Raw genomic sequence first — 18,508 nt, forward strand, 5'->3', positions numbered from 1 at the left:
CGTCGTATCTGATCCTAAGGTCTGATGGCATAAAGAAGCCTCCCATTTCTCGTGTCCAAGAAATGGGAGGCAGTACACTTATAGCCCGCGGGGTCCTTCTGCGCCGCTCCCTCTGTGTGTCGTTTCGCCACTGCTTTCAGCCGCTACTCTCGCCACTTTCCGCTGAGGCCCATGTACAAGCGCATAACCACCATGGCCAGCCACAACAGTCCTAGCAGACAGACGGTAGTGCGCACGTCCTCGGGGCTGCCGGGCACCAACCCGAAGAATCGCAGCAGGCAGATGATCGCAAATCCCACCACAACGCCCGCCGTGGCCGACCCCACGCCCTTAAGGACGTAGCCCGCCGTTTCATGCTCTTTGAAGAAGTCGTTCATGCTTGCCGCCGTTTCTTGAGTAAGAAGCCGTCGCGTTTGCTCTTTGCTTGGTTGCGCCCCACGCATTCATGCGTTCGGAAAGCACGCCTCGCCTTCGCTCTTAACGCGAAGCTTGAAAGTGGTGATACCCTGCGCAAGGCCCCGGGAAATTTTCTCTGCGAAGAACAACGGTGCACCTTTAAGGCGCAGGTCGAGCGTAATATTGATATGGGGCTGCCGGTTGCGCTTTGCTGAACCATCCATGAAGATTCCTCGTTTCCCCAAGAGTGCGTGCTATTATAAATGATGTGAAATCCCCCGGGCCTCTGCTGTGCATGCAAACTTCGGGGGATATTCTTTTGCCTTGTGAGAATGTGCCGACAGAGTCTTCGCCGTGGTTTCTGGTAGAAGCGTTCCGTAGCATGCGCTCCGTTCGCAACGGCGTTTTTCGCATGTGGCGACAGCTGGTAAAGGCATCGTTCGATGTAAGGCTGTAGCAGACGTTATTTGTGCAAAAGAAAGCTTCCGATATGAGATTTGCGGGGAAGGCTTTCCGCATAATGAAAAAGCCCCCAAACCTGGGGGGCTTTCGAGTTCGTGGTGGTCGGAGGGGGACTTGAACCCTCGGCACGCGGATTTTCAGTCCGCTGCTCTACCAACTGAGCTACCCGACCATTCAGGCACCCGCGCAAGAAGCACGTTTGCGTCCGTATAGGTTATCGGAACCCCCGAAAGCTGTCAAGAGAAAACTATCAGACCGTTGCCCCTTGTCGGGCGGGATGCCCTCCATCGGGCACGTTGGTCGCGTCCCCTCTTCCGCGCCCTGCTCCTTCCTGTCACCGCCGTGCCCGCCCCGCCCCCGCCCCCGCTCCCTCGCCCCTCCCTTCGCCCCCGCCCCGCCCCTGTCCCTCGGCCTGCCTCTCACCCCCTCGGCCTGCGCATGTAACCGATGACATTTATGGCAGCCGAAACCTGCCATAAACGTCGTTCGTTACAGAAAATCGTGCATAACCGTCACTCGTTACAGTGCTTTTTGACATAAACGTCTTTCGTTACATCGGGGTGGGCGCAGGGGTGGGCGAGTGGGCGGGCGAGTGGGACGGGCGCGAGGCGGTCTGCGTTTTCGTTTTGAGGCGCTGCTTAAGTTCAGCAGGTGGGCGCATAGGCCGGCACCGGTGGGCGCGCCGGTCGGCAGGCGGGCGCGTTAGCCGGCACCGGTGGGCGCATAGGTCGGTACCGGTGGGCGCATTGGCCGGCGGCGCTGGGCGCGTTGGCTGCCTGCCGCGTTAGGCGCGGAGGTGCTCCGGGAGCGCCGGTACGTTTCAGGACGAACTTGCCGGCGGGCTCCGGCCTTCAGGGCGCATAGGCCGACACCGCTGGGCGCGTTGGCTGCCTGCCGCGTTGGGCGCGGAGGTGCTCCGGGGGCTTCGAGGTGCTCCGAGTGCGCCGATGTGTTCTATGGCGAGCTCGCTGCGGAGCGTTAGCTCTCGACCACTACGAATTGCCTGTCGCAAAGGTGCGTCTTTCGGTGGAAAAGTACCGCTGCTTGATTGGCAAAGGTGGAGATGCTGTGATTGTTGGACGGCCCTTCGGCCCACAGAACGGGAAACGGTGCGGCTCTGCTTTGCACAACCGCTTCCGAATTCCGCAGACCCTTTCGGAAGCGTTATGAATTTCATCAGCGACGATAGATTCTTGCAACATCTCTGACGGAAACGATGTCCGGTCATGCAAGAAGCTCGCACGATTCGGCAGAGCGTACATGAGGATTGGTGCAACAAACTATAGTATTCCCAGCTCAGACGTACCAATATCCCCATTATTCACCTGTGGTATAGTTCTGACCCCCTTCAAAGGGCAGCAGCTCCCCCAGGCTTGTTTTCGCCAGGAGGAGGGTGTCCGAACCTGCAAGACCGTTGGGTCAAAGCCTTCGGCTCCGAGGCCCTTCGATGTGATTGAGGACAACCGGCGTTTGTCGGTCGGTCCGCGGTGGAGAGGAGGGCCCATGGCTTTGGTGGTTTCGCATCAATCAGCCCTTGAGTTTTGGCGCCGCGCGCCTGAGTCGGTTGTTGCAGCAGCCCTCGCCGAGTTGCGACAATGCGGGACGCCGCAGCTTCGTGTCTGCGACTTGCAGGGCGGAAGCAAGCCGTCACCCGTCGAAGCGCAGGAGGTTGCGGACCTGTTTCCCTGTGTTTTCACGGGCAGCCTGCATGTACTTGTCGGAACGAGCGCTGCGCGTGTCCGTAGGGCGTGCATTGTGCCCCATGTCGGAGCTGCCTCATATCCTCCAGGGTCATTCGTGCGCATCGCAAGTGGCGCTTGGGTCGCATCCCCGGAGCTATGCTTTGTGCAGCTATCTCAGAAGTTGTCGCTTGCTAGGGCTGTCGAGCTGGGAACGGAGCTCTGCGGTCGTTACCGGAAGGATTCGCGCCAGGAGAAAGGAATGGCGGCTGCCTGGCCGCTTGCTACGCCGGAGTCGCTGGCATGCTATGGAGAGCGGGCGAAGGGCGTCTACGGGCGAAAGGTTGCGCTGAAGGCATGCCGCTACACGGTTCCGTCTTCGCGTTCACCCATGGAGACGGCGGCGTACATGCTTTTCGCTCTTCCGCGGACCTACGGCGGTCGGAATACGAGCGTCCCTCAGCTTAACGAACGAATCGATATTCCGGCCGAGGTCCGGCCCGTGACGAACAGCCGCTACTTCGAAGCCGACCTGCTCTGGCCGCAGCAGCGCTTGATCGTGGAATACGACAGCAAGCAGGAGCATGTGGGATCCGAGCGGATTGCCAGAGATGCTATGCGAAAGAACGTTCTGACGTCTATGGGCTATACCGTGCTGACCCTGACAACGCGGCAGCTATTCGACTACGGGGAGTTCTGCCGATTTGCGCGAATGCTCGAATCGCATTTGGGGACGGCTCCGAGTCGTGGAGCGAAGAACTTCGCCCCTGAACAGCGCGCTCTGTGGGAGACGTTGGTTGCACGCAGCTCTCTTTCCACCCAGCGAGAGAGGGCCATGAGATAGGGGCGATCGGGTGTGCGCAGCCGCCCTCTGTGCAACGAAAGAGCCGCTCGTGTAACGAAAGACGTTTGTGGCAAAAATCGGTGTAACGAAGAACGGTTATGTGCGATTTTCTGTAACGGAAGACGGTTATGGCAGGTTTCGATTGCCATAACCGTCTTCCGTTACATGGGGCGAAGCCGGCTTGCCATAAACGTCTTCCGTTACACCGAGGCTGGAAGAGGATGGCGCTGGGACGGCAAGACGGCGGCGGGGGGCGGAGAGGTTGGCATCGAATAGGGAAGAGAGTGGCGGTGGGGCAGGAAGAGGGCGGCGCCCGGAGGGGGAGGAGGATGGCAGTGGGGCAGGAAGAGGGCGGTCTCGAAGCGGGGGAGGGCTTGCTTGCACGCATGCCCTCCCCGTCCAATCGCCGCTGCCCCGCGCGCGACGTTAGGCGATGGTTCTCGGCGACGGCGACTGGAGGATACCAGCCGCCGCCTCGCGCCGCAGGTTTCTCGCACCTGCGGCTCCCCGCGCCTGGGCACCCGGCCGCTTGCGGGCTCTTGCTTGGCGGCCGGGCGGGGGCGGCCCCGGCGCTAGCTTCGGGCCATGGAGCGGCTCATAGCGTAGGTGAGCAGCATGTACAGGCCGTAGACCACAACTACCAGGCCTGCTGCCAGGGCGATGGGCCCGGCAACCGGCAGCCCCAGCGGCTCGAAGAACGTGTGGTTCAGCACGCTCACCGCGCAGGCGGAATGGCATGCCGCCAGCCCCAGCGGCACCAGGAAGTACACCAGCGTCTGCGCCAGCACCGACCGGCTCACCATACGCTGGTCGCATCCCAGCTGCGAAAGCGTGCGGTAGCTCGGCAGCGAGTCGGCCGTGTCGGACAGGCGCTGGATGGCCAGGATGGTGGCCGTAGCCATGAGGAACACGAAGCCGATGTACAGCGCCAGGTAGATGATGGCCATACGCAAACCGTTGTTTGCGGCCACCGTGGTAGACTGGCTGACAAACGAGGTGACCGGCCACCCGTCGTCCGTTTCGGACCCGGAGTTGTTGGCGTCGTGGGAAACCTCCAGGCTGTCGTCGCTGGTCTCGGCCTGGGAGAACGCGTCCATCACCCCGGCGCGCTTGATCATGCTGTCGAATCGCTCGTCGCCGTCCTCCAGGTCCGGCACGTAGTCGGCGTTCATGTAGCAGCGGTTGGGAATAGCACCCTGAGCTTGGAAATCGTCGATTACGAAGTCGGGCACCACGATCCACAGGATGGTGCCGGCCATGGAAGTGTCGAACAGCTGCGCGTCCACCACCGGGCCCGTAGCCGCAAGCGTCGTGTCGCCGAAGATCAGCTCAAGGCCGTTATCGACGATGGCCTGGGCGCAATCCTGGGTGCCGGCGAAGTTGTTCACGATGGCGAAGCTGCCCTCGTCAAGCGCAATCGGGTCCTTCCCCAACAGGGCCAGCACGTCGTTGGTCTGGCTGAGCCCCGAAACCAGTACGTTGGTGTCGCCGCTGGGGAAGCCGTCCATGTTCGCCAAGTCCCCCAGGTCGGGCCGCACGCTCAGCAGCTGGTTGTACAGCTCGCTGTAGGGGGTGCCAACGGCTTCCCACTCGTTGATGTCGGCCGACGCCGCCACTACCTCGTCCCATTCCGCGCCGCAGCGCTCGCGCAGATCGGAGGAGATGTTCCAATCGTGGGCCATGCCCGACTCGTAAGCGGCGGGGTACTGCTCGGCCATGGCCACCGCGCGCTCGTCGTGGGTGGCGGAATGCGGCGACACCAGCTCCTTGTAGCTGGCGTAGTACACGTCGGCGGTGGCGGTTACGCTGAACGGCGCCGAGCGCTCCACGTCGTCGGCGAACACCTGCACCAGCCCCATGCCGCAGGAAAACGTGGTGATGGAGAAGAACAGCAGCACGCACACGGCCCACAGCGACAGAAACGCCGTGTTGATGCGCGAAGCCACCTGGCGCACGGAGAACACCGTAAGTCCCCGCAGGTACACGCCGCGCATCCGCGTGATGACCGCGATGATGAACCCGGCCAGCGACCAGAAGAACAGCAGCGACCCCACCAGCATGAACACCGTCGCCCGCGCGAACTGCGGATCGTCCAGCATCACCAGCCCGTTCTCGGCCAGCTGCTGGTAGGCGTACACCAAACAGCCGATGGAAACCACGAAGGCCAAAAGACACACCACCGGGTTGCGCACGCCGCCGCGCTCGTTGCGCTTCTCGGCATTGAGCAGGTCAATCAGCTTGTAGCGGTTCACCGAGAACGTGTTGAACAGCGCCACGATCGCGAAGATAATGGCGAAGCACCCCAGCGTCAGCAGGCAGGCGTCGGGCGAGAATACGAACTGGTAGTCCGCGATTTGCACCTGAAACAGCAGCGCCGTCACGAAGGAAAGCGCCTGGGACAGCAGGAACCCCAGCAGCAGGCCCAGTGCCAGCGCCCCCACGCCCACCAGCAGCGTCTCCATGAGCACGATGCCCGACACGCCGACAGAGCGCATGCCCAGCAACAGGTAGGTGCCGAACTCCTTCTTCCGCCGTTTGATGAGGAAACGGTTCGCGTAGATGACCAGGAATCCCAGCACGCAGGCGATTACCCCGGAGAACATGCTGATGATCTGCTGACAGAACTCGAACATCTGCTCGTCGGCTGAGGAGTGCAGGTCGAAGATCACCTGCTGGCTTTCGATGGAGTTGAACGCGTAGAAGATAGCCACGCCTATGGTGAGCGTGACGAAGTAGATGGAATAGTCGCGCAACGACCGGCGGATGTTGCGCAGCGCCAGCTTAACCAGCATGGTTCGCCTCCCCACCCAGGAAGGCCACCACTTCCAGAATGCGTGCGAAGAACTGCTCGCGGGTGTCGGTTCCCTTATGCAGCTCGCTGAAGATGCGCCCGTTCTGCAAGAACAGGATGCGATTGGTGAACGAGGCGGCGAAGGCGTCGTGGGTGACCATGAGGATAGTGGCCCCCAGCTGGGAGTTCATCATCTCCATGACCTCCAGCATGACGGCGGCGCTGCGGGAATCCAAGGCGCCGGTGGGCTCGTCGGCCAGCACCAGGCGCGGGTCGGCCACCATGGCGCGAGCGGCGGCGATGCGCTGGCGCTGTCCGCCGGACATCTGGTAGGGGTACTTGCCAAGCACCTCCCCAACCCCCAGCGTGCGGGCCATCTCCTCCACGCGGGCGGGAATCTGGCGCGGCGAGTCGTGCTTGATGGTAAGGGCCAGCGCTATGTTCTCGAAGCCGGTGAGCGTGTTCAGCAGGTTGGAGTCCTGGAAGATGAAGCCCAAATCGTCGCGGCGGAACTTCGCCAAGGCGCGGTTGCTCATGGCGGAGACCTCTTTGCCGCCCACCAGCACCTGGCCGCTGGTGGGCCGGTCGATGGTGGCGATGCAGTTCAGCAGCGTGCTCTTGCCCGACCCCGACGCGCCCATGATGCCCACGAACTCGCCGTCGTCAACGGAGAAGCTCACGCCGTCCAGGGCCTTGGTGGTGAAGTCCTTGCGCCCGTATACCTTGGTGATCTGGCGGACGGAAAGGGCGCAATGGCCGTCGCCGCGCACGCGCCCCAAGTCGGCCGAGCTGGCATGGGCGGCAACGGGGGCGCCGGCGGGCGGGGCGGCATGGACGGGCGACCCGGTAGGCGCAGCGGGTTGCGAGGCAGCTGCGACCGCGGGTTTCGCGCTGTCGGGTGCGGCCGTCTCGTGGGCAGCCGGCTTTTCAACGTGCGCGGCTGCGCATGCTGTCGTATGCACCGCTCGCCCGGTGCCCGCAAGGGGGGCGACGCGGGGTACAGGGGGTATGACCTGGCCTAAATCGAAGGCGTGGAAGGCGAGAGCGTCGGCCATGGTGATCCTTTCGGTTGGGTTTCCGTTACCCAACGCATACTATGGAAGGCAGTGCTGGCCATCCATCGATTCCGCTTACAGTTATCTTACGTAAGTGTCACGCGCTTCGCCACTGCTTCGCCGCCGCGCTGCTTCGCCACCGCGCTCGGCGTGCCACCGCTTCGCACTTGACGCACCGCCGTTTCGCCGCTTCTCGCTCGACGCACCGCCACTTCGCTACCGACGAGCCCGCACAATCGGCATGTTCGTGAGTTTTTCTGCACGAACATGCCGATTGTGCGGGCTTTGCGTGCCGTGGGTCGCGCGTGCCGCGGGCTTTGCGTGCTCGCTATCCCTTATCCGCAGGTTGTCGGTTGCCCTTCTCCTGCAAGCCGTTGCCTTTCGCAGCTTTCGGTCAGCTGAAGTTTCCGCAGGTAAATGCGGCGGTCGTGGGGGAAGGTGAGGGTTGCGCGGGTCCCTTGGCCCTCGGTGCTGAACAGGTCCACCGTAACGCCCAGCTTGTGGGCCAGAAGCGCCACGAAGTACAGCCCCATGCCCGTGGCGGCCGATTGCGACCGGCCGTTCTCGCCTACGAAGGCCCGCTCGAACACGCGGGGCATGTCCTTGGCGGGAATGCCGCGGCCGTTGTCGTCCATGATCAGCAGCGTGCGGCCGCGGGGCGTGTTCGCGTCAAGCTCCTGGCAGGTGAACGCGAGCGTGGTTGCCCCGTACTTCGCTGAGTTGGAGATGAGCTGGCCCAGGATGAACGTCAGCCACGACGCGTCGGCCACCACCATGACGGCCGGGTCGATGTCCACGGTGGGCGCCACGCCGCATTCCATGAGCAGGTTGGCGTTCTTGCGCACCGCGGTTTTCGCCAGGGAGGCCAGCGACACCTCCTTCAGCTCGTAATCGATGGTGGGCGACGTGGCCCGGGCGTAGTAGAGCGACCTCTCCACGGCCGACTCGATGCGCTCCAGCTCGCGGCGCAGCATGTCCGATTCGGCGCCGTGCACCTTGCTGGCGGTGAGACGCGCCGCCGCCAGCGGGGTCTTCACCTCGTGTATCCACAGCTCCACGAACTGCCGGTGATTCTCCAGGTCGTCCCGGTAGACGGCCGCTTCACGGTCGGCAAGGGAGATGGCCCGCCGCAGCGCCTCATGGGCCAGCTGCCCTTCCAGAAAGCGGGGCTCCTCCACCATCTCGGGCAGAAACGACGGGTTCTCAAGGCCCGCGAAAGTGTCGGAGAGCTCCTGGTAGAAAATGCGCCGCTGCCGGTATTGCAGGAACAGCGCCGCACCAAGGGCAGCGGCCAGCACCAGTTCGAAGGCGAAGCACCCCCAGGCGTTCACCCCCAGGGCGCCCAGCATGGCGGCGCAGCACAGCATGGTCACCGCCGCGATGGCCAGCACCCGCGCGCGGTCTTTGAGGAAGGAGCCCAGCGTGAAGGACGCGCCCAGCTCGAAGGACCGCGGGCCGGCGGCTTCGTCGACGAGGTCGCAGCTGTCCGCCGGTGCGTCTAGTGCATCCGCGCAGGTCACGCCATCATCGTCCATGTTGCATCATCTCCCAACCAGCCTAGCCTTTTCGCCGCCAACGCGATGGCACCCCGCTGCCCGCACAGCTGGCATGCTGCCATGCTCCCCGCGGCAGCGCATCCCTTGCGCCCGCTGCCCGCCTACACCGAATAGCCCTGGCCGCGCTTGGTGCGCACGTAATCGGACGGAACGCCCAGCTCCTCCAGCTTCGTGCGCAGGCGGTTCACATTGACGGTGAGGGTGTTGTCGTCGATGAACGAGTCCGACTCCCATAGCTCCAGCATCAGTTCTTGGCGGCTGATGATGCAACCGGGGTTGGACATGAGCAGGGCCAAGATGCGTAGCTCGTTTTTCGTGAGCTCCGCCGAGGTGTCTTCAAAGGTGACCGTCGAGCGGGCCAGGTCCACCGAAAGCCCGTCGTGGGCCAGAGTCCGCGACGGGGCGCTGCTGACGCGCCGCAGCACCGACTGGATGTGGGCGATCAGCACGGCGGGGGAGTACGGCTTGGTCAGGTAACCGTCGGCGCCCAGGTTCATGCAGGTCACCTCGTCGAACTCGCTCTCCGACGAGGTGAGCACGATGATGGGCACGTTGCTGCGGGCGCGCAGACTGCGGCAGATGGCCTGCCCCGAGGTGCCGGGAAGCTTCAGGTCCAGCAGCACGCATTCCGCTTCGCTGGCCAGGGCCTCCTCCGCGGCGGACGGGAAATGCTGGCAGCAGGTTACCCGGAAACCCTGGATTTCAAGGATCTCCTGCACTTCGTGGCGCAATGATGTGTCGTCCTCAACAAGAAAGATGTTCGCCATGGTGGTCCTACCTGGTACGTCTGCGGAATCGGGCGGGTTGGCGGTTGCGGCGCGGGGCAGGGCGGCTCGGCAGTTTTGAGCCGGCGGCTGCCTTGCTCGTCGTCGCAAAAGCCTACCAACATACTACCTAAACGGACGGGCTGCGGGCAATCGAAAGCAGCGGGAATCAAGAAGCCTTAAGAAGCTTTAATGGCGAAACACGCAAGACGCGGGGATGCAGCAGGGGCGGGGCAGGGGGACGCGTGCCAAAAGTGCGCGCCCCCCTATCACGCGTCCCCCTGCCCCGCCCCTGCAAGCACGCTGGCGGTGGCCCTCCAGGTGAAGTGCTCGCGAACCCGCTTCGCAGCGTTCCGGCCTACGACGGCGAGGGCTTCGGGCTGGGAGAGCGCCTTTTCAAGGGCTTTCGCGATGGTTTCGGGGCGATTGTCGGGGATTACGATGCCGAATTCGGGAGAGGGGATAAGCTCGTCGGTGCCGCCCACCGGCGTCGCCAGTGCGGGTGTTCCCACGGCGGCGGCCTCCAGGAGCACGGTAGCGAATCCTTCGGAGCGGGAGGGCAGGCAGAGCAGATCGGCCTGGGCCAGCAGCGCTGCAACTTGGCGGCGTTCCATGGCTCCCAGCAGCACGATGCGACTTGAGCCGGGGGAGCTATCGAGCGGAAGGACGCCGCCAAGCTTCGCGGTGCACGCACCATGCGCTTTCGTTTCGCCCTGAAGTTTGCTTTGCCGCGCCTCCTGCATGCCGCCCTGCGCGCCCTCCGCGTTCGATGCGTCCGCCGCCAGCGGCGACAGACTGTGCTGGGCCAGCTGCTGGGCAAGCGGTCCGTCGCCTGCGACCAGCAGTGCTACGGGGCGATCGGTCTTGAGGCGCTGCACGGCTTCTACCAGGGAAGCGATGCCCTTTTCGGGAACGAGGCGTCCCACGAAAGCGAGTACGACAGCGTTGCCGGGCAAGCCCAGCTCCTGGCGGAAATTGCGCGGGCAGGTGCGCGCAAGGGTGGCGAATTCGTCGGCGTCGATAGCGTTGGGCAGCACGCCGCTTGCCGTGATGCCGAAGTGGTGCAGCCAGGCGCAGGCTCGTTGCGACACGCCGTAGAAGCTGGCGGGGTAGCTGGCCACCTTGCGGGTAAGGCTGTGCTCGACGGCCTGCACCGCGCCATCGAGCAGCGGACTTCCCATGGTAAGGTGGGCCGACCCGTGTTCGATGACTACGGGCTGAATGCCCTTGCTTTGGGCAAGCTCCATTCCCATCTGGGACAACAGGTAGAATCTCGTATTCACAACTACGTAGTTAATGCGTTGTGATTCGAGCCAGCGCCAAAGGGCACGGAATTCGGCGTTTTTGCGCGGCACCGGGTAGCGACCGCCCAGCAACGGTTTGCACGGCAGCCGCACCACCTCCACCAACGGCTGCGCCGCGCGCGCTGCTCGTGGCGTCGGACGGACGGAGACATGCTGTGTGCCCGTTGGGGGTTCCGCGCCCGTTCGGCCGGAGGCATGCTGCACGTCTGTTGGCGATTCCGCGATGCTGTCGTGTGCGACCGGGCGCGGCGTATCGCAGGCGATGTCTTTCGGGCTGTCTTTGACCTGCGGCTCCCGATTACCTTCCTGCTGCAGACCTTTCGCGCCGCTTGCCTGCGGTTGGTGCGCGTCGTCCGTTTGTTCTTGCGTGTCGCTGTCCGCTTCGTGGACATACCCTTCGCGGCCGTGGGTGTTCATGGCCACCACGATAACCCGCCAGCCCATGCGCGCCAGGGCATGGGCGAGGTGGCGCGTGTACCCTTCCACGCCTCCGGTGCTTGGAGCGTAGAGGGCCGAGAACAGGCAGACGCAGGGCTGCCCAGCGCTCGGTTGGCTTTCGCGCGTGTTGCCGTTGTTCTCGTTCGGAATCTGTTTCACGGGAAGCACCATGATGCAATTATAGCATGGACAAAAATGTGGGATTTACCTGGCTGTTTGCTCCGTTTTCGCTTGGACGTTCGTGCAACTTACGCATGGGTGATTTCTGCTTGCTCAACTGCTGCGGGCTGAGAAGTACTCGCTTACCAGAATGCCTGCGAAGATGAGGGCGAAGCCCAGGCCCAGCGATGCCGTAAGCTGCTCTCCCAGGAACAGCATGCTGAAGGCCACGCCGAAGACCGATTCGGTGGACAGAAACAGCGATGCCGGAGCCGGCGGCACGTGCGCGAGCGAGACGTTCTGCAGGAACAGCGCAATGGCCGAAGCGAACAGCGCCAGGTAGCCAACGCTGATCCACGTATCAATCGTAAGGTTTGCGAAATCGGGCGTGTTTCCGCTGGCCAGGCCGAACAGTACGCCCAGCACGCCGGCAACCAGAAACTGGATTACCGTGAGTGCGGTCATGTTGCGGTGCGGCGCCAGCTTCGACGTGTACAGCACGTGCAGGGCCAGGAACAGGGCCGATGCCATGGTCGCCAGATCGCCGAAGCGAAGGCTGAGCCCGGCGGCGCCGTTGTAGGCCACGCACCCCACGCCAGCGATGCACAGCAGGGCTGCGCCCACGTTTGCGAAGGTGGGGCGCTTGTGCAGCACGGGCAGCGCTAGAAACGGCACGATCACCACGTACAGCGTGGTCAGAAACGAGCTGTTCGACGCGGTAGTGTCGGTAAGCCCCAGCGAGTTGGTCCAGTAGGAGAGGAACAGCAGCACGCCCAACACGACGCCGCAGCGCGCGTGGTCGCTGTTCAGGTAGGCGCGGATGCGACCGAACGTGACGGCGCCAAGCACCAGTCCCGCGCAGCCGAACCGTACGCCCACCAGCCACAACGGCGGAAACACGTCCACAGTTGACTTGATGACCACGGTACCCAGCCCCCAAATAGCCGCCGCAAGCAGCAGCAGGCCCTTGTAGAGCCAAAGCGGTTTAGAGGAGTGTGAGCGCTGCATGTTCATAGGTTGATTCTAGCGCATTGCGACAGGCAGGGTAGGGGCGGCGAGTCTGTTTGTCTGCCAGCCTACGGAAAGGCGCAGTTCGGCAGGCGGGAATGTGTCCGTGCTACCGGAAGGGCTCGCTGTGGGATCCGGTGCGCTGGAAGTAGGCTATATCGCCGTGCACCTGCCAAATGATCAGCCAATCGCCAGCATTGGCAACATGGCACTCGTTGCTTCCGGCCCATTGTCCGGAAAGGCGATGCATGTTATGCCGCTGCTTGAGCGTTGCAATTGATTCCGGAGAGTTCTCCAGAACAAGGTTGATGACGGCTTCGAGCTCGTCCAGATTCCACTTGCGTCGTTCGGCCTTCTTCTTCAAATCGCGGCTGAAGGATGGGGTGAACTTGGCTTCCAGGCGCTTCGTCATGCGAGGGCTGCTTCGATAAGCTCGCGGCCGCTCGCATAGCTTTTGCCCTTTCCGGTGCGAATCATTTCTTCGGTTTCTCGGATAGATTCGAGACTTTCGCTATTGGGCTGCTCGTAGTCGAACGAAAGTGGGATCGCGTTCGTGTTAACGATTTGGGTGAAGAACGCCCGAATCGCCGAGGAAAGATCCAGCCCATAATGTCCCACAACCTGAGCTGCCTCTTCTTTGAGGTCGCTGTCGAGTCGGATGGTAAGAGTGCTTGCTGCCATTGTCTGCTCCCTAGTCACATTGTATGTGCATATACTATAACTTGTTTATGCAAATGTCCAGTGCGGGTGATTGCTCATCTGCCGGTTTGCGGGCTACAGAAGGCTCGACCGAGTGGGTGCATTGGACGATGCTTCTGCTTCCCGGTCGGCGTCGACCATGTCGATGAGCTGCTGCTTCGAATGGATGTGCAGCTTCTTGTAGATGCTCTTCACGTGCTCGCGGACGGTGTTCTCGGAAACGAACAGGCGCTTGGCGATGCTGGCCCGCGTGTGGCCCTGGGCCAGGTAGCGGAAGACCTCGGCCTCGCGCGCCGACAGCTTGTAGCGGTCGCTCAGTTGCTGGCAGCGCTGGTCGAGGGGGCTGACCGGCGGTTGCGCGCTGGCTTGCAGAGGGCTATCGGCTGGCAAGGGGCTGTTGACTGGCGGCCGTGGACCATCGACGAGCTGGGCGGAGGTTGGCGGATGCATGCTGCTGGCAGAGCCGGCGCCGTTTGCGGACGCGGCGTCTCCGGCAAGGCTGCCGTCGGGAAGGTCGGCGCCAGCTACGTCCTTCGCGCCGTCTGCGTTGACGGAACTGCGGGCGGTTGAGCTGTCGCCGCTGCTGGAGGCCCAGGTTGCGGCGGCATCCATGACCACCCGGCTGCTCAGCAGCAGGATGGCGGCCACGGCCACCAGAAACGCCACCAACACCACACTGTTCATGAGCGGCTGCAAACCCGCGCCTCCCAGGGGAATAAGGGTCTGGCCAGCGAAAACCCCCAGACCGTGCCCCACCTTCAGCACCGCCCATGCTGCCGGGAACGCAATGGACAAGCTGATAATCCCTCGGCGCTGCACGCCGGCCAGCACCAGCATGGCGAACAGCTTCAGCAGCTGCCAGGCGAACAGGGTGAGGGAAAGCCAGACCGAGGCAAGGTCGAGCCACACGATGTTCAGCAGAATCACCGCTAGCAGCGCCGCCGCGAATCCGCGCAGCAGCGAGAACGTGTCCACGTGGGAGCGCCCTGCGGCCAGCACCGCCATGATCACAGCGGTAGCTCCCATCCCCGCCAACGTCACGCTTTCGTTAATGATGCGCATGGAGTCTTCAGTGCAGTCGTTGGCGGTAGTGCCTGCCACAATGCCCAAGGCAACGGCGAACAATCCCACGCCCACGGCCAGCTTCCAGAATTCCCGGGGATGCTTCGGCCGGATGAGCACGGGCGATTGGTCGAGGGGGCGGTTTCGCGTGCCCATGGCGAAGCATGCGAGCGAGCCTGCACCGCACAGCGACACGAGCACCGGAATGCCCAGTTCCAGTCCGTTCATGAGCAGCAAATCTATGACCGTGCCGCCGAAGGCCCCCGCGCTGACACACCAGAGCGCGTGGCGGGCGTTCATGCGGGCGAGTACTGTAGCCCATATATAGGCAAGGCCGGCGGCCGCGAACCCTACGACGCCGGCGGCCAGGTAGTTTCCCCACAGCGGCAGCAACGATCGGGACAGCAGCACGATGGCCACCGTGGCGGCCACTACCGCCAGCACGCCAAGGCCCAGCATCCATGCCGGCGAAAAGGCGGATCGGTCCTTCCGATAGGAAACCAGGCACAGGACAAGCAGGAAGCAAGCGCTTAAATCGCCTACGCAAAGCGGCGACACGGCAAGTCCCGCCGAGCTGGGAAACAGGAAGGAGAAGGAGGCGCTCTGCCATGCGAAGAACAGCGCGAAGCCCGTGACGGCGACGGCAAAGCCTGCGCGATGCATGGATTCCCCTTTCTTCCCCGAAATGTGGTATATGCCACGGTACACCCTAAAAGACCAGATGACAAGCGAGATTCCAAAAACCACCCGTTTGTGGTTACCCGTTTGCAGGTAGGCTTTTCCGTGCCGTAAGCGGTTGGCGGGCGGCTTGGGCGCCAACGATGCGCAGCCGTTCAATCGCCACCGTTTCGGTAGCGCCCGGGAAGCCGGGCGGGGCGGCCGGATGAGAGCCGGCAGCTTACAGGAGAAGCTTGAGGAGGGTACATGAAAGAAAAGACGCAAGGAGTCTCGCGCCGCTCGTTCCTGCGAGGTGCCGCGTTGGCCGGCGTTGGCGCGGCCGCGGCCACTGTGTTCGCAGGCTGCTCGCCGGCGAAGGGATCCACGGAAGCTGATGCCGACAGCCTGCCTGCCGACAGCGGCTCTGCCCAGGGCGGCACGGATGGATCGTCGGGCAACCCGGCGTGGCTGGGCGAGAAGCCCACGGTGGACGAGTCCGACGTGGTGTGCACCATCGACACGCAGTTGCTGGTCATCGGCGGCGGCGAGTCCGGCGTGCCGGCGGCCCGTCGCGCGGCGGAGCTGGGCATGAAGGTAGTGGTCATGGAGAAGCAGCCCGAGGATACCTGGGCGCCCATCGGCTGCGACGTGGGAACCGTGAACTCCCAGACCTACCTGGGCACCGGTGCCGAGCCGGTGGACGAGATGCAGGTGCTCAACGAATGGCAGCTGCGCAGCTACTGCCGCACCATGCCGTCGGTGGCCAAGATGTACGCCACCCGTTCCGGCGAGGCCTACGACTGGATCTGCGAGCTGGCGCCGAAGGAGGAGCTTGAGGAGTACCAGGTGCTCTACAGTTTCCCGAACGGCCGCAACACGGTGGCGGTGAACCACAGCGGCTACACGTCGTTCCCGGGCACCGTTTCGCACCGCGACTTCAACAACAAGCTGGGCAACGGCGAGAACCAGCCGGCCTGGGGCCCCATCATGCGCTACAGCATCCAGAAGTCCCAGGAGCTGGGGGCGGAATGGCTGTTCAGCACCACCGCGGTCGTGCTCATCCAGGACGACGAGGGCAGCGTGACCGGCGCTTACGGCAAGAACGCCGACGGCTACGTGCGCATCAACGCCGATGCGGTGCTGCTGGCCTGCGGTGACTTCTCCGGCAACGGCGAGATGGTGCTGGCGCTCAACGACGAGGTTCGCCAGCTGGCCGAGACCTCCGGTATCGACACCTCCGACCCCTCTGGCTTCATGGGCATGGGTCAGGACGGCATGGGCCACAAGCTGGCTTGCTGGGCGGGCGGCGTCATGGAGCCCGGTCCCCGCGCAGCCATGAACTTCGGCAACGGCATGGGCGCTCCGGGGCTTACTGCCATCGGCAACTACCCGGTGTTCGGCGCCGACGGCAAGCGCTTCTACAACGACGCGCAGCTGCAGTTCGGCGGTCAGGGCTTCTTCGCCCGTCGTCCCCGTGGCGAGCTCATGTGCACCATCGCCGACGGCAAGTGGGAAGAGAACATCCTGAACCAGGGCTACGAGCACAACATGTCCTCCACCACCTGCGCTCGCGAGTGGGACCTGGTCAAGCAGGACCTTGCGAACTACGTGACCGGCCCCGACGGCTTTGAGGTGTACGGCTTTACCGGCTACGGTATGAACAAGTCGCGCATGTACGCTGCCGAGACGCTGGACGAGCTGGCCGACATCCTGGGCTACACCGGCGAGGCGAAGCAGGGGCTGCTGGACGAGATCGCCCACTACAACGAGATGTGCGCAGCGGGCAAGGACACCGACTGGGGCCGCGACGCCGACCTGATGAACCCGCTGGACACGCCGCCGTTCTTCGGCATGGCCGGTCAGGCTGACAAGGGGCGCTGCATGAGCGGCATGGTGCAGATGTCCGGCGTGCTGGTGACCGACAACCTGCAGGTGCGCCGCGTGGACGACAGCATCATCAAGGGCCTCTACGCCTGCGGAAACACGGCTGGCGGCCGCTACGCCATCCAGTACCACACGGCGCTTGCCGGCAACTCGGTGGGCTTGGCCATCACCCAGGGCTATTGCGTTGGCGAGCACATTGCCCAGCATCTGGACGAGGACAAGGCTGCAGCTGACGCCTACGCCGTGACCCTGGCCGAGCTGGCCGAGGCACGCGCCAACCAGCCGGCCGGCGGCCCTCCCATGTAAGACTCGGCTTCGTTTAGGAAGCGTTCCGCCCTCCCTTGAGAAGCGGCTGCCCAGCGCGGGCGGCCGCTTCCTGCTTGTCGGGTTGGCAGGGGCGGGCAGCTGTTGCTTCGGGATGCGCGGGCGTGCGCCGGGACGCAGCGGGGGCGCGTGGCCGGACTGCGCGTTCAGCCTGTTGGCGCGGCCGTGCTCAGGCCGCCTCGTTTACGCGGTGTGAGCGGCGATTATGGCTTGGATGTCCGTTTCGAAGTTCGCACCCCAAGCTGGCGAGCCGGCGCCTTCGCCTTGGCAGCGGTAGGCGCGGTCGAGTTCGGCCTGCAGGACGCGGGCGGCTTCGTCAAGCTCCACGGCCTGTTCGGTGATCGCCTGCGGGTCGGAGGAGTGCTGGATGTAGCGGTTCACGTCGCCGGTGTTCGACCACAGCATGCCTCCCATGGCGGAAAGCGTGCCGCTGCCGAACGCCACGCGTCCGCATGAACCGGGGTCTGCCGGGTCAGCCGCAGCAGCGCCGTACCAGTTGCTTACCAGGGGATTCTGCTGGCCTCGGGAGAACGCGTGCACGGTGTCGCGCCGGTAGCCGTGGTCGGCAAGCCACGCGCAGGCGGCGGCGAACAGGCGCTCCCGCTGGGCAGCTTGCTGCGGGTCGGCCGCTGTGTCGGCTGCGGGGGCGCAGGACTGTTCGGGCGCTGCCGGGCGCACCATCGTCAGCTCCATGCGCTGGGTGACGGCGCGATTGGCCAGCCGCAAGGTTCGCAGCAGCGTCTCCTCCGTCTGCCCCGGAATGCCCACGGCCACTTTCATGCCGATGCTTTCCAGGCCCAGATTGTCCAGCAAGATGTCGGTCTTCCCCATTTCCGCTTCGGAGGACGGAAAACCCAGCAGATCGCCTTCGCGCAGGTCGGCGGTGAAGTAGCGCAAGGTCAGATGGGGCGCCCCGAACGCTCGCACCTCGTTGGCGTGGGCTGTGGAAATGCGGCCCGGATCGAAGGTGGCGAACACCGGGGTGGTGCGGCTCACCGGCAACCGTCGGCTCATCCCCTGCAGCAGGTCGCGTAGGTTCTCCGCCGACAGCGAGCTGACCGTGCCGCCGCCCAAGGTGACGCTGCGCACGTTCCAGTCGGAGGCTTCGTCGGCGAACCCCTCCATTTCGCGCAGCAAGGCGTTCACGTAGGCAGCTTTCACGGTGGGCGACGTGCGGGCGTAGGCGTTGTCGTCGATGCCGGCAGCCGGGTTCACGACGAAGGGGATGCTCACGAACAGGTCGCAGGTTTGCATGGTGGTCCTTTCGGTGGTCGGCTGGCGCGGCCTTGGCGTGGCGGCGCTGCGCTCGGTTGGACAGCGTGTCGAACATAGCAGAGATTCGTGCGTTCATCAGGTATTGTAAGGCTTAGTAACCGCTTTGTAACTGCCTTTTCCATGCGAAAGGATGCGAGGTTTGGTCATGGTA

Annotated in this window: 14 protein-coding genes and 1 tRNA gene; 2 read left to right on the forward strand and 13 right to left on the reverse strand. The window is 63.8% G+C overall.

Annotation, left to right across the window (positions count from 1 at the left end):
* Positions 1-143: 143 nt before the first annotated feature.
* From NFR41_RS00005 to NFR41_RS00015, 3 genes are all read right to left on the reverse strand, one after another.
* Positions 144-377, reverse strand: coding sequence for a hypothetical protein (locus NFR41_RS00005; protein WP_160213422.1), 234 nt, complete (start codon positions 375-377; stop codon positions 144-146).
* Between the two features lie 66 nt (positions 378-443).
* Positions 444-620: a hypothetical protein gene (locus NFR41_RS00010; RefSeq protein ID WP_251230177.1), complete on the reverse strand. Its 177-nt coding sequence runs from the start codon at positions 618-620 to the stop codon at positions 444-446.
* Between the two features lie 334 nt (positions 621-954).
* Positions 955-1,030: transfer RNA gene (locus tag NFR41_RS00015), tRNA-Phe, on the reverse strand.
* Between the two features lie 1,769 nt (positions 1,031-2,799).
* On the opposite strand from NFR41_RS00015, the gene NFR41_RS00020 reads away from it, so the two are divergent.
* Complete coding sequence (locus tag NFR41_RS00020; protein ID WP_251230178.1) at positions 2,800-3,381, forward strand: DUF559 domain-containing protein; 582 nt, start codon at positions 2,800-2,802, stop codon at positions 3,379-3,381.
* A gap of 572 nt (positions 3,382-3,953) precedes the next feature.
* Here the strand turns inward: NFR41_RS00020 and NFR41_RS00025 are convergent.
* The 9 genes from NFR41_RS00025 to NFR41_RS00065 all read right to left on the reverse strand — a co-directional run bounded on the left by NFR41_RS00025 (position 3,954) and on the right by NFR41_RS00065 (position 14,880).
* Positions 3,954-6,173, reverse strand: coding sequence for an FtsX-like permease family protein (locus NFR41_RS00025; protein ID WP_251230179.1), 2,220 nt, complete (start codon positions 6,171-6,173; stop codon positions 3,954-3,956).
* On the reverse strand, positions 6,163-7,227 hold the full coding sequence (locus NFR41_RS00030) for an ABC transporter ATP-binding protein (RefSeq protein ID WP_432762674.1): 1,065 nt from the start codon (positions 7,225-7,227) through the stop codon (positions 6,163-6,165). Before NFR41_RS00030 ends, NFR41_RS00025 begins: the two co-directional genes overlap by 11 nt.
* A gap of 335 nt (positions 7,228-7,562) precedes the next feature.
* Entirely contained in the window at positions 7,563-8,762 is a 1,200-nt protein-coding gene (locus NFR41_RS00035; RefSeq protein ID WP_251230180.1) for a sensor histidine kinase, read from the reverse strand.
* Between the two features lie 122 nt (positions 8,763-8,884).
* Complete coding sequence (locus tag NFR41_RS00040) at positions 8,885-9,550, reverse strand: response regulator transcription factor (RefSeq protein ID WP_251230181.1); 666 nt, start codon at positions 9,548-9,550, stop codon at positions 8,885-8,887.
* A gap of 266 nt (positions 9,551-9,816) precedes the next feature.
* The gene (locus NFR41_RS00045; protein WP_251230182.1) at positions 9,817-11,460 is read right to left on the reverse strand and encodes a glycosyltransferase; all 1,644 of its coding nucleotides are present in this window, start codon (positions 11,458-11,460) and stop codon (positions 9,817-9,819) included.
* A 102-nt stretch (positions 11,461-11,562) separates the two neighbouring features.
* Complete coding sequence (locus NFR41_RS00050; RefSeq protein WP_251230183.1) at positions 11,563-12,462, reverse strand: DMT family transporter; 900 nt, start codon at positions 12,460-12,462, stop codon at positions 11,563-11,565.
* A gap of 103 nt (positions 12,463-12,565) precedes the next feature.
* Complete coding sequence (locus NFR41_RS00055) at positions 12,566-12,868, reverse strand: type II toxin-antitoxin system YafQ family toxin (RefSeq protein WP_251230184.1); 303 nt, start codon at positions 12,866-12,868, stop codon at positions 12,566-12,568.
* Entirely contained in the window at positions 12,865-13,137 is a 273-nt protein-coding gene (locus tag NFR41_RS00060; protein ID WP_251230186.1) for a type II toxin-antitoxin system RelB/DinJ family antitoxin, read from the reverse strand. Before NFR41_RS00060 ends, NFR41_RS00055 begins: the two co-directional genes overlap by 4 nt.
* Positions 13,138-13,230: 93 nt before the next feature.
* Positions 13,231-14,880 (reverse strand): helix-turn-helix transcriptional regulator, encoded by a 1,650-nt coding sequence (locus tag NFR41_RS00065; RefSeq protein WP_251230187.1) that lies wholly within the window; start codon positions 14,878-14,880, stop codon positions 13,231-13,233.
* Positions 14,881-15,141: 261 nt separating this feature from the next.
* On the opposite strand from NFR41_RS00065, the gene NFR41_RS00070 reads away from it, so the two are divergent.
* Complete coding sequence (locus NFR41_RS00070) at positions 15,142-17,064, forward strand: FAD-binding protein (protein ID WP_251230188.1); 1,923 nt, start codon at positions 15,142-15,144, stop codon at positions 17,062-17,064.
* A gap of 201 nt (positions 17,065-17,265) precedes the next feature.
* Here NFR41_RS00070 and NFR41_RS00075 read toward each other — a convergent pair whose 3' ends face one another.
* Positions 17,266-18,336: a hypothetical protein gene (locus NFR41_RS00075; protein ID WP_251230189.1), complete on the reverse strand. Its 1,071-nt coding sequence runs from the start codon at positions 18,334-18,336 to the stop codon at positions 17,266-17,268.
* Between the last annotated feature and the right edge of the window lie 172 nt (positions 18,337-18,508).

Origin of the sequence: Adlercreutzia aquisgranensis (genome assembly GCF_943193145.1) — a bacterium.
Lineage (GTDB): Bacteria > Actinomycetota > Coriobacteriia > Coriobacteriales > Eggerthellaceae > Xiamenia > Xiamenia aquisgranensis.